The sequence below is a fragment of the Flavobacterium antarcticum DSM 19726 genome (genome assembly GCF_000419685.1).
Lineage (GTDB): Bacteria > Bacteroidota > Bacteroidia > Flavobacteriales > Flavobacteriaceae > Flavobacterium > Flavobacterium antarcticum.
The window spans coordinates 109,933-122,222 of sequence record NZ_ATTM01000003.1; the positions used below are offsets into that span (position 1 = coordinate 109,933).

The 12,290-nt window shown below is 36.0% G+C and carries 13 protein-coding genes; 6 read left to right on the plus strand and 7 right to left on the minus strand.

The annotated features are described in order from the left end of the window. The first annotated feature begins 1 nt into the window (after nt 1). Together YWA_RS0105810 and YWA_RS14740 are read left to right on the plus strand one after the other, a co-directional pair. Nucleotides 2-1,342: a dihydroorotase gene (locus YWA_RS0105810; RefSeq protein ID WP_022827556.1), complete on the plus strand. Its 1,341-nt coding sequence runs from the start codon at nt 2-4 to the stop codon at nt 1,340-1,342. Nucleotides 1,343-1,354: 12 nt separating this feature from the next. Further along, nucleotides 1,355-1,825: a DUF4296 domain-containing protein gene (locus YWA_RS14740; protein WP_022827557.1), complete on the plus strand. Its 471-nt coding sequence runs from the start codon at nt 1,355-1,357 to the stop codon at nt 1,823-1,825. Here the strand turns inward: YWA_RS14740 and YWA_RS0105820 are convergent. The 3 genes from YWA_RS0105820 to YWA_RS0105830 form a co-directional block, all read right to left on the minus strand. Then, entirely contained in the window at nt 1,822-2,856 is a 1,035-nt protein-coding gene (locus tag YWA_RS0105820) for an NAD-dependent epimerase/dehydratase family protein (protein WP_022827558.1), read from the minus strand. The two genes, YWA_RS14740 and YWA_RS0105820, sit on opposite strands and share 4 nt — an antisense overlap. 227 nt (nt 2,857-3,083) lie before the next feature. Next, nucleotides 3,084-3,797 (minus strand): DUF3667 domain-containing protein, encoded by a 714-nt coding sequence (locus YWA_RS0105825; RefSeq protein WP_022827559.1) that lies wholly within the window; start codon nt 3,795-3,797, stop codon nt 3,084-3,086. Nucleotides 3,798-3,841: 44 nt separating this feature from the next. After that, nucleotides 3,842-4,741, minus strand: coding sequence for a hypothetical protein (locus YWA_RS0105830; protein WP_022827560.1), 900 nt, complete (start codon nt 4,739-4,741; stop codon nt 3,842-3,844). Nucleotides 4,742-5,332: 591 nt separating this feature from the next. On the opposite strand from YWA_RS0105830, the gene tyrS reads away from it, so the two are divergent. From tyrS to YWA_RS0105850, 4 genes are all read left to right on the plus strand, one after another. Beyond that, entirely contained in the window at nt 5,333-6,637 is a 1,305-nt protein-coding gene (gene tyrS, locus YWA_RS0105835; protein ID WP_022827561.1) for a tyrosine--tRNA ligase, read from the plus strand. 195 nt (nt 6,638-6,832) lie between these two features. Continuing rightward, nucleotides 6,833-7,342 (plus strand): DUF2975 domain-containing protein, encoded by a 510-nt coding sequence (locus YWA_RS0105840; RefSeq protein ID WP_022827562.1) that lies wholly within the window; start codon nt 6,833-6,835, stop codon nt 7,340-7,342. An 11-nt stretch (nt 7,343-7,353) separates the two neighbouring features. Then, nucleotides 7,354-7,824 carry a DUF2975 domain-containing protein gene (locus tag YWA_RS0105845; protein ID WP_157505307.1) on the plus strand — a complete coding sequence of 157 codons (471 nt, stop codon included), beginning with the start codon at nt 7,354-7,356 and terminating at the stop codon, nt 7,822-7,824. A gap of 2 nt (nt 7,825-7,826) precedes the next feature. Then, the gene (locus YWA_RS0105850) at nt 7,827-8,033 is read left to right on the plus strand and encodes a helix-turn-helix domain-containing protein (protein ID WP_022827564.1); all 207 of its coding nucleotides are present in this window, start codon (nt 7,827-7,829) and stop codon (nt 8,031-8,033) included. Between the two features lie 26 nt (nt 8,034-8,059). Here the strand turns inward: YWA_RS0105850 and YWA_RS0105855 are convergent, their stop codons facing one another. From YWA_RS0105855 to YWA_RS0105870, 4 genes are all read right to left on the minus strand, one after another. Next, nucleotides 8,060-8,602, minus strand: coding sequence for a hypothetical protein (locus tag YWA_RS0105855; RefSeq protein ID WP_022827565.1), 543 nt, complete (start codon nt 8,600-8,602; stop codon nt 8,060-8,062). Nucleotides 8,603-8,669: 67 nt separating this feature from the next. Further along, nucleotides 8,670-8,951 (minus strand): FoF1 ATP synthase subunit delta/epsilon, encoded by a 282-nt coding sequence (locus YWA_RS0105860; protein WP_022827566.1) that lies wholly within the window; start codon nt 8,949-8,951, stop codon nt 8,670-8,672. Nucleotides 8,952-9,021: 70 nt separating this feature from the next. Next, on the minus strand, nt 9,022-10,533 hold the full coding sequence (gene atpD, locus YWA_RS0105865; RefSeq protein WP_022827567.1) for a F0F1 ATP synthase subunit beta: 1,512 nt from the start codon (nt 10,531-10,533) through the stop codon (nt 9,022-9,024). Between the two features lie 223 nt (nt 10,534-10,756). Beyond that, nucleotides 10,757-12,283 (minus strand): SGNH/GDSL hydrolase family protein, encoded by a 1,527-nt coding sequence (locus YWA_RS0105870; RefSeq protein WP_022827568.1) that lies wholly within the window; start codon nt 12,281-12,283, stop codon nt 10,757-10,759. Between the last annotated feature and the right edge of the window lie 7 nt (nt 12,284-12,290).

Sequence of the window (12,290 nt, forward strand, 5' to 3'; positions counted from 1 at the left end):
TATGAACACAACGTTAATTCGGAATGCGAAGATTGTAAATGAAGGTGTTATTTTTGAAGGAGATGTATTGATTGAAGGCAATATAATTACTGAAATTGCTTCGCAAATTAGTGCCAAATCCTCTTCAACAAAAATTATTGATGCAGAAGGAAACTATTTGATTCCAGGAATTATTGACGATCAGGTTCACTTCAGAGAACCAGGCTTGACGCATAAGGGAACGATTTATACGGAATCTCGAGCTGCTGTTGCGGGAGGAATTACTACTTTTATCGAGCAACCCAACACGGTTCCTAATGCCGTAACCCAAGAATTATTAGAAGATAAATACAAGATAGCTGCGGAAAAATCATTTACGAACTATTCATTTATGATGGGTGGAACAAACGATAATTTAGAGGAATTATTAAAAACAGATCCAAAAAACGTTGCTGGAATAAAACTTTTCTTAGGTTCTTCAACCGGAAATATGTTGGTAGACGATGAAGCCGTTTTAGAAAAAATATTTTCAAGTACTAAAATGCTGATTGCAGTACATTGCGAAGATGAAGCGACAATCAAAGCTAATTTTGCAAAATTTGAAGCAGAATACGGTGAAGACATTCCCGTTTCAGCCCATCCGTTGATTCGAAGTGCAGAAGCGTGTTACATTTCTTCGTCAAAAGCAATTGAATTAGCTAAGAAAACAGGTGCTCGATTACATGTTTTTCATATTTCAACTGCGAAAGAATTGGATTTGTTTACCAATAAAATTCCGCTAGAAGAGAAAATGATTACCGCAGAAGTGTGTATTCACCATCTTTGGTTCAGCGACAAAGATTACGAGAAAAAAGGCAATTTTATCAAATGGAATCCAGCTGTTAAGACTGAAAACGATCGTGATGCATTGTGGCAAGCCTTACTTGACGACCGAATTGATGTTATTGCAAGTGATCATGCACCACATACTTTAGAAGAAAAAAATCAGAAATATGCAAAAGCACCTTCAGGCGGACCGTTAGTTCAACATGCCGTGGTTGCTATGTTTGAAGCGTATCACCAAGGGAAAATTTCTATTGAGAAAATCATTGAAAAAATGGCGCATAATCCTGCAAAATTATTCAAAATTGAAAAGCGTGGATTTATCAAAGAAGGTTATTTTGCTGATTTAGCCATTATCAATACCGGCTTACCTTGGACTGTAAAGAAAGATAATATTTTATACAAATGTGGATGGTCTCCGTTTGAAGGCACGACTTTTAAGTCAAGAATTACACATACATTCGTGAATGGACAATTGGTTTTTAATAATTCAAAAGTGAAAGAAGTTCATGCCGGACAACGCTTGACATTTGATCGTTAAAAAGGAACTTCTATGAGAAAATTAATTTTGCTTTTTAGTTTGGGAATTTTACTCGTCAACTGCGAATCTAAAGGTGTTGAAAAACCCAAAGATTTAGTGGGTAAAGATAAAATGGTCGATATTTGGTATGATTTGTACTTGATTAACGCCATGAAATCAACCGAATTAAAATTCCTACAAGACCGCAACATCACTCCAGCAAGTTACATTTTTGAAAAGTATAAAGTCGACAGTATTCAATTTGGCAACAGCGACCGTTATTATGCAAGTGATGTCGAGTTGTACGATAATTTACATAAAAAAGTCACTACCCGTTTGCAAAAAAACAAAGCTGCAATTGATTCTATTCTGTTGAAAAATCCGGAAGTTGAAGTCAAAAAAGAAGAAAAAAAACCAGCTGAGATACCTCTAAAATCTAGAGAAATGCTGCGTAAAAAACACGATCTTCGCGGAGCATTATTTAAAGACACCATTAAAAACTAATACTTTTCAGCTATATTAGAAATAACATTTTCAATAGGCTCAAAAGTAAAATTCAGCTCCTTTTCTATTTTTGCACTCGAATAAAAATCTTTTGTATGTAGTGATTTTGCAACCGCTTTAGTCAAATTCCGTTCTTGTAAAAATAGATTTGTTGCCAACCAATCCCAACGCCAAGCGAGTTTTGTCATCCATCTTTTGGCTTCTTTTTTTGGTGGTGTAACATTCAAATTCGCAGCAATTAGCGTCGTCAGATTTTTATAAGATAGATTCTCAGAAACTAAGATGTACCGATTCCCTTTTTTGTCGCTGTCCATGAGTTGTGTCATGCATTTTACGACATCTAAAACACCTACGAATCCTGTTGTCCCGTTGGTATAAAACTGTAAACCGCCTGCTACTTTTGTAATTATTTTAAAACTGCCTTCGTTCCTATTCCATGATTTTGGGATTGCTCCAAGAATAATTCCTGGATTGACAATAACCACTTCTAAACCTTCTTGTTGACCGCGCCAAAGTTCCATTTCAGAACCGTATTTAGAAATTGCGTAGTCGCTGTGTGGTTTTTCAGGATTCCAGTCGGTTTCTTCGTCGGTGATTTTTGGTGTCAGTTCTCCGTTCTCTTGATTGAAATTGTATTCAGGTAAATCGCCTAAAGCGGCAATCGAGCTCACAAAACAGAGTTTCTTAACGTTTTTTGCCAAACAGAAATTGACAATGTTAGCCGTTCCTTCAATGTTTATCTTTCGTAATTTTTCTTCATCACGTGGATCAAAGGAAATTTTTGCAGCACAATGGTACACATATTCAATATGTTCAAACGCAATTTCGAGTGATGGAATGTCGTTGATGTCGGCAGGAATCCAATTTATATTGGCAAACAAATGTTCCTTATCGTACATTTTAAAAAGTGCTTCCGTTTTACCAATGGAAGCTTGGTTTCGGTAAATCGCCGAAACATTCCTTCCCTTTTCTGCTAAATGTAAAACCAAATGTGAACCTACTAATCCGGTTGCTCCTGTAACTAAAATCATAGCAGCAAAGATAAGGCAATTAGTATTATGTATTAGAATTTGCTTGTTGACTATTGAAGCGATTGATCACGTTTAAAAGTCAAATTTGTATTTTGCCATCAACTATACTTACAAGATTGCGGGAATTAAAACGCAATTGCAACTCAGGCTAGAAAACTTTTGTTACTTTTATTTTGCATATTTAAAGCTATCTTGATTAATTTTTATGGTAAAAAATTTGCAATTACCTAAAGAATTAAATCCGCAATTGTCCCAATAATTGTTACCACAACAAAAAAGGAAATCATTCCTAAAACGTAGGCAAAGAACGACTTCACGTAACTCTTTATTTTTGTTTTGTCAAAAAATTGTCCAATCGCCCAAGTCATGTAAACAAAACCAACGATTCCTGCAATTTGCATGACCTGAACATGAAAAAGACCTTGGATCAACGCAAAAATCGCAAAAATAAGCATTCCCATTCCGATGGTAAAACACAACATGATGACTATTTCGTAGAAATTATAGAGGTGCTTTCTGAAGAATAATTTGAGCCACCAAGCAATAAAAACGCCCATTAAAATATTAGCATATCCATAATGATTTTGAATCCATTGCATCATAATACCGATGGAAGTTGGATTCGCTTCCTCAATTTTCATATAACCGTCTTCAATGTGAAAAAAACTATTGATTAGCGTATAAATCAACGAACTGATTACGATGAAAATGATAGGCTTTACTAATCGGCTTCTATTCTTATTGATGAAATTCTGCACACTTTCGCCAGGTCTGATCAGTAGCTCTTTGATGGTGTACAAAATTCCTTTTTCAAAATGAACAACGTGTATGATTTCGTGAAGGATGTAAGGTCCGTCAATTCGTTTTAGAAGGGCTGCTTGTCCACAATTGGGACAGAAGTTTTGAGTAACTGGGGTTTGGCAGGCGGTGCAGTGGGTCATTAGTGTTTAATATGTGATTTTTTGATTACAGAACGGAGTTAAATTTATTCTATCACTAATTCGGTTTCAATCAGAATCTCTTTTTCAGAATTTTTATCTTTCAACTTTGCACTTAATTTCCAAGGATTATTAAATGTCCCTTTTGTGATGGTAATTTTAGCCGTCACCTGTTTCTTCAAATCCGCAGCAGAAGCGCCCACATTTTCTATAGAACTCAAAATATTTGGACTCGATATAATTGCATTTCCAATATTGTCAGTCAAATTAAGCGAAAAAACAGGAAAAACTTTACCGTTAATCGGCTCCATTCCCTCCACTCCATCAAGAATCAAAATGAGTAGGTGGTCTGAGTTTACACTATTATTTAAAACCGGTTCTTTAAGCGTTTCATTCCACAAATAGATATTGGAATAAGTAAGTCCATTATTTTTTATTCGAAGCAAATCGCTTTCTTTCACAGTAAAAGGCAATTCGTAATTAAAAGTTCCTTTGCCTTTTTTATCGTATATTTTTACATGCACCATAAATTTGTCACCACTTTTTGAAGGAAACGCTGCACTAAAATTTGCATTTAATTTTAAAGGAGAAAGAGCTGTTCCATTGTTAAAATCTTTAAGCAAGTCAGGGCTTGAAAGTAATGTATCTTTTTCATTTTTTACAATAATTACCGATAGCCCGGGAAACACTTTACCGTCAGATTTAGTTAACCCTTCTACATTCTCAAAAACAAGATTTATTTTATCACCAAAGGCATAATCGGTTCTATTATCGTTTTTTCCGTTTACTTCGATAATTACTTTATCTGAACTGATACCGTCTGCACTAGAAAAAGCACCTGTTGATAGGTCTTTTTCAACTGATTTACTAAAGTTACAAGAATATAATGTCATTGCTATCAGTATTAAAATCGTATTCACTTTAAATGTTTTTCCTTTCGTTTTCATAAGCTTCTTGAATTTGTTTACTGCAGTTTAAAAGTGAATAAGGACTACAGATTTTTAGTTGAAAGTAAATGTAAATAAAAAAATCTCTCATTTAATAAAATCACTGAATTAGATTTCTACGGAATGACAAGTATGGTTGAAGATGATTGTGGATAAGTGCTCTAATTATTACTTGTTCCTAAAGTCTACAAGTTGGTAACTCTAGAAGAATGTTGTGTTACAATGCTATCGTAACAATAAATTTGACAAATAAAATTGAAGATGCCTCTTAAAATGTGATTTGGCTCTTCCTTCGTCAAGGTGATAAATGTCGCCTGTTGTTATAAACATTATACGATTGCCTTATTCTTCAACATTACTGCAAACCATTCCAAAAGAAAACTCTAAAACTTGAACAGCCCCGATTGAAGTGGAAATCCTTTTTTATTTACTGCCTTGGGCGTTGCCCGAGGTACTAAATAAAAAAGATTGCAGCGGAAAGCGGGAATACGGAAACCAAAAAAGCACGATCGATTCGCTCCAAAAAGAGCTTATTTTTACTATTGAGATTGGCGATTGAATTGTTATCTTTGCGCAAATATTTGTATAAAAATGAAGAATTTAGTAGAAGAATTGCAATGGAGAGGGCTTGTGCAAGACATGATCCCCGGAACGGAAGAACAATTATTAAAGGAAGCTACTACTGTATATATAGGGTTTGACCCCACCGCCGACTCATTACATATTGGGAGTTTGGTGCCAATTATTATTTTGAAACATTTGCGCAATTTTGGCCACAGACCCATCGCTTTAGTAGGTGGTGCAACAGGAATGATAGGCGATCCTTCGGGAAAATCAGACGAACGAAACTTGCTTGACGAACCTACGCTAGACAAGAACGTCGCAGGAATTAAAGCCCTACTTTCTCGGTTTTTAGATTTCGATGCAAAAGACGAAAATGCACCAATTTTAGTGAATAATTACGACTGGATGAAAGACTTTTCGTTCATCAACTTCGCTCGTGATGTGGGTAAGAGAATTACTGTAAACTATATGATGTCAAAGGACTCTGTGAAAAAAAGATTCTCTGGCGATGCCGGTGACGGAATGAGTTTTACCGAATTCACGTACCAATTGATTCAAGGTTACGATTTCTACCACTTGAATAAGGAGTACAATTGTTTGCTTCAAATGGGAGGAAGCGACCAATGGGGAAACATCACCACAGGAACGGAATTAGTCCGCAGAATGAACGTAGATAATGCTGAAAAAGGAAAGGCTTTTGCCATGACTTGTCCATTGATTACAAAGGCTGACGGTTCTAAATTCGGAAAATCAGAAGGCGGAAATGTGTGGTTGACGGCTGATAAAACTTCGCCGTATAAATTTTACCAATTTTGGTTGAACACATCAGATGTTGACGCAGAAAAGTACATTAAAATCTTTACTTTTCTAGATAAAGAAACGATTCAGGGCATTATTTCAGAACATACAGAAGCGCCTCATTTAAGAGTTTTACAAAAACGTTTGGCTGATGAACTGACTTTATTGGTGCATTCGAAAGAAGACTTGGACGGAGCGATTTTCGCATCGGGCGCTTTCTTTAGTAAAGACATGACTGATTTGAAAACGTTGAATGAAAATCAGTTGGCTGAAATATTTGAAGGAATTCCACAAGCGGAAGTTTCTATTTCTGATATTAATGCCGGAATTGATATTGTGACTTTATTGAATGAAAAGACGTCTTTTTTAGCTTCGAACGGTGAAGCGAGAAGAGCTTTAAAAGAGAATTCGATTTCGGTTAATAAAGAAAAAGTGACTGAAGATTTCGTTTTGAAAGCGGATGATTTGATTGGAAATAAATTTGTGTTGTTGCAACGCGGGAAGAAGAATTACTTTGTGGTTCGCGTAATGTAACTATTATTAATATAAATTTTAAACCATTAAGGTGTTAAGAAAATGAAGCATAAAAGCTTGATTCAACTTGATACTTTAATGGTTTTTATATTTCACAGAATAGCGTAATTAGATAAATTTTAATTGTTTTATAATGTTTTATTATTGTTATTCAATAATAAAACTATATTTGCATATAATCTAATTTGAATCTATATGAGAAAACTAAATGTTTTAAAAGCGTGCATTGATCTTGCTTTTTATCTTTCATGTTTAACTGTTTTAGCATTCGTGCTATTTATTCCTTTTGCCATTCTAGGTCAAATGGATGGAATACCAATAAAAATGCAAGGACGTGAATTAATCATAGACAATTGGCAAGGGAAAGTGGTTTTGGTTTTTGCGGCAGTAAGTGCACTCTTCTTCGTTTATGGAATTTATTTACTCCGAAAAACCATTGGATTCTTTATTAAAAAAGACTTATTCAGTGCTGAAGTCATCCGCAACTTCAATGTCATCGGGATTTGTGTCGTTACTTCAACACTCTTAATGGTAATCCCCACTTTTCTGTACAATGCGTTTTATAGAACTAAAATGGGGTTCAAGCTAGAAGTTGGCTTCGATTCACCTTTATTAGTAATCAGCTTGGGATTGTTCTTCATGGTTTTAAGTGAAGTATTTAAAATCGCAAAGAACCTGAAAGAAGAAAATGACTTAACACTTTAAAACAACTCATTATGAAAAAAATTAAAATTCTATATATTACCCTGTTCCTCTTTATGATATTCGGTGTTTTAGGAATAACAGGAAGTCTACTCACTATTTTTCTAGGCGAAATAAACCTACTAGAAGTCTATGCCTACCGCAATTTCGGAATCTTGACGCCGTTCATTTCCATTCTTATTTCAATAATGCTTCTTTGTGGAATTTTTAATATTCAAAAAGCATTACAAGGTTTTCTACGAAACACTTATTTCAACGCAAAAAGTGCGAAGCATCTGAAAACAGGAGGACTGATTTTAGTTGGTTCAAGCATTCTTGCTATTTTAAATGGCTTCATCAACGGTAGCTTTGTAGACAAAGAATCTTTACTATTATCGTCAATAATTTATTGCTTGCTTTTAATAATTGGAATCGCGGTACTCGCAGTTTCAGATATCATCACCAAAGGAGAAGTAATTGAACAAGAAAACCTTTTAACGATTTAGACATGCCAATTATAGTAAATGTAGATGTAATGCTTGCCACCCGAAAAATGCGTTCTAACGAACTCGCAGAACGAATTGGGATGACGACTGCGAACCTTTCGATATTGAAAACTGGTAAGGCGAAAGCCATCCGTTTTTCGACTTTGGAAGCTATTTGTGAAGTATTGGAATGCCAGCCTGCAGATATATTAGAATACGTGAAAGAGTAAAAATCACTGAAATATAACGATTTGACTTAATTGGAAACATCAACTGACGGATTTACTTCAATCCATTTAGAATCTCCTTTTACAGTGGCGTCTAACAACTCCAGATTCAATTTCGTCGCAACATAACGCGCAAAAACGAATGCTGCTTCACTGTCGTAGAAATCACACATTACATAATGCTTGTTTCCGATGTACCACAGATTGACATCATAACCTCCTCTCGCATCTTTAAAAACAGATACGTATTCTAAACTTGGAACGGGTGAAGATTTGTCATAAGAAAACATACCTATAGAAAATCTGGTCACTAATTTATCCGTATCAACATCAATCAAAACGGATTTTACTACTGAAAATCCTAAGCCTAATACTAAACAGTATGCAATAGGAAAAACAAAGTGCGGAAACATTTTCAAAGTGTATTCCGAGTAACCAAAATGGTAGCACAATTGTCCCATTCGATAAATAAAATAGAACATGACCGTAAAAATCAAACTTGCTACAACGGTTTGCCACAACGGTCGATTGCCTTCATGTACGATCAATTCAAACTCCTGGTCATTTTCCATGAGTCAAAAATAAATAAAAAAGCCTAACAAATGAATGTTAGGCTTCCTTTATAAAGTAAAATAGAAGTTAATCTACTAAAATAATAATCTTGTTGTCGTTCATTTCTAAAGTACCAGACTCGATAGCTAAATGATGCTTTCTGTCCGCTCCTAATATGAATTTAGATTCTCCTTCTTTAGTAGCTGCAAAAATTTTAGCTTCTACTTTGATGGTTCCTTTTGCTAATATCGACACAATTGCAGCGTGGTGATTTAACATCTGAAATTCTCCATCAATCCCAGGAACGGTAACTGAAGTCACTTGCCCTGAATATAACTTTGCCTCTGGCGATACTATTTCTAAAGTCATAATTTTTAAGTTTACAGTCTCAGTTTACAGTCTCAGTACTGAACACTGCGACTAAAAACTGAAAACTTTTTTAAGCTTCTGCCAACATTTTCTCTCCTGCTTCAATCGCTTCTTCGATTGTTCCTTTCAAGTTGAAAGCTGCTTCTGGAAGGTGATCTAATTCTCCGTCAATGATCATGTTAAATCCTTTGATGGTATCTTTAATATCAACTAAAACTCCTTTCAATCCTGTAAATTGCTCTGCAACGTGGAACGGCTGAGACAAGAAACGTTGAACACGACGTGCTCTTGAAACGGATAATTTATCTTCTTCAGAAAGTTCTTCCATACCAAGAATCGCGATAATATCTTGCAATTGTTTGTATTTTTGAAGAATTTCTTTTACTCTTTGTGCACAGTCATAATGCTCATCACCAAGAATTTGTGGAGTTAAGATTCTTGAAGTAGAATCCAATGGATCTACTGCAGGATAAATTCCAAGCTCAGCAATTTTACGAGACAATACAGTTGTTGCATCAAGGTGGGCAAATGTTGTTGCCGGTGCCGGGTCAGTTAAATCATCCGCAGGAACATAAACCGCCTGTACTGATGTAATTGATCCTTTGTTTGTAGAGGTAATACGCTCTTGCATCGCACCCATTTCTGTTGCCAATGTTGGTTGGTATCCTACTGCAGATGGCATACGACCTAAAAGTGCCGAAACCTCTGATCCTGCTTGTGTAAAACGGAAGATATTGTCAACGAAAAACAAAACGTCTTTTCCTTGATCTGTTCCTGCTCCATCACGGAAATATTCAGCAATAGAAAGTCCAGAAAGTGCTACACGAGCACGAGCTCCTGGTGGCTCATTCATTTGACCGAAAACGAAAGTAGCTTTAGACTCTCTCATTCCTGGCATATCTACTTTAGACAAATCCCATCCTCCATTTTCCATAGAGTGCATAAATTCGTCACCGTATTTTATAATTCCAGACTCTAACATCTCACGAAGTAAGTCATTTCCTTCACGTGTTCGTTCTCCTACTCCTGCGAATACAGAAAGTCCACCGTGACCTTTTGCGATATTGTTAATCAACTCCTGAATCAATACTGTTTTACCAACTCCAGCACCACCGAACAATCCAATTTTTCCCCCTTTTGAGTAAGGCTCAATTAAATCAATTACTTTAATACCTGTGAATAAAACTTCAGAAGATGTAGATAAATCTTCGAATCTTGGTGCTTGACGGTGAATAGACATTCCGTTTTCACCTGTTTTAGGCAAATCTCCAAGACCATCAATTGCATCTCCGATTACGTTGAATAAACGACCGTAAACATCGGGACCGATTGGCATCTTGATTGGATTTCCTGTAGCTAATACATCGTATCCTCTACTTAAACCATCTGTTGAGTCCATAGAAATGGTACGTACAGTGTTTTCACCAATGTGAGATTGAACTTCAAGTACTAAAATGGTACCGTCTTTTTTAGTGATTTCCAATGAATCATAAATTTTTGGAAGTTCAACATCCTTACCGTTGAAAACTACGTCAACTACTGGACCAATGATTTGAGCAACTTTTCCTATTACTTTTGACATTACTTATGTATTTATTAAATAGCTATTTAGGTTTGTGAAAAATACCTCTTTTTTCAGAGTGCAAAGATAATTTTTTAAAATACATAATCAATAGAATTTACGTATTTTTTTATGCAAAAATTAAGTCAACTCGTCTGCTAAATTATTTTTTATGATAATCCTCTACTTTATAACGCAAAAAAAGCCATCCGTTAAGATGACTTTTTTTATTATATAATTGTTTCTATTGCAAAAATGCAGGGTAGCTTATTGGAAAATCTCCCGGCTTATACATTCTTAATGTAGAACCGTAAGTAGTATTGATTGATTTCATAAATTGATTTGCAATGTACGCATTCGCTCTCGCCGTCAAGTGAACACCATCCAAACTAAATGCTCCACCTTGTACAAAAGCAGCCGTCATGTTGTAATTGTCAAAACGAACGCCGCCATTTGATAATTGCGTCATAATTGCATTCACATCAACAAATGCTAATCCTGCTTGATCCGCTGCAGATTTGATAATTCCATTAAACAAAGTTGTAGCCGTTTGAAGCTCCATTTGTTCGCTAGGCAATAAAACCCATTTATCTTGTAACGGATAAGTAACACCGTTTACTGATAACTGCCCAGCAGTTGCAGCAGGAACTCCCTGTGATACTAAAGCAGCGTAATATTGTGCATTTGGCTTCCCAATAATACTTGAAGCTGGCAATACAAATAAATCTTGTGCCGTAGCCTGACGTGATTGTCCAAACTGGTTTGCTAATAACATAGCCGTTGGAGCAGGAACGCCTCCACCTTGCAATACAGCAGATAATTGAGCGGCAAGATTTGGCAACGTTTCGTCGTGAATAACAACTGGACTTTTCCCGTTTTCATTGAAAACAATTGAACGTTCTGGAACTCCTAGGAAAGCAAATGCCTGGTTTAAAGGTGCTAAAGTTGCATTCAAAGTAGCGATTTGCGGTCCAAAAGCAGGATTTGCAGAATCTAGAGGATTAAAAGGAACTACTTTAAAGTGTGGAATCGTTTTAACATCTGGAATATTTGCAACAATCCCTTTTGCACCATTTGAAGTTAAAGTCGTAACTAAACCATTGTAAGCTTGTGTAAAAAGTGCCTCAGGAGTAATAGGATTTGTTCCATCTCCACCTGAAAGCGCATAACCTAAAACATCGTTGTTACCAATCCATAGTGAAAAGAAAGTTGGATTTTGAGCCATTGCATCCGCAATGACTGAAGTGGAAGCACTAGATCTGAAACGCACAAAATAAGGATTTGCTGTTCCTGACATTACACCTGCTGCATCTCCATAATTAGGAGCTAATAGATGGTAACTTTTTGCTCCTGGAACTCCCATATTGTTAAACGGTCCAGCTAAAGGAACTGCGATTTCCGTCGTTGGCATTGCGTTTGGCAATACCGTTGGCGCTCCATTTAAGAAAATCAATCTTGGTGCAGCAATTACATTACCACCTAAAAGTAGGCCACCAATATTATCATTCACAAAAGGCGTTTTAAATTCTCCACCACCTGCTAATGCAAATTGTTCCGCCATTAATTTTGGAAAAGCATTATCCTGAGACGCTTTAAAAAGCGCTCCGTCGCTGTATCCTGCAGTTAGTGAATTACCCAAAGCTACATAGGTGCTAAAATCGGCAGAACCTGCAACGATTGGCACTTCTACTACTTCATTGTCCTCAATATCTGAATTACAGGCTGCAAAGGTCAAGAAAACCAACAGTAGCCATTTGAAATTTTTTATCATAATGTTG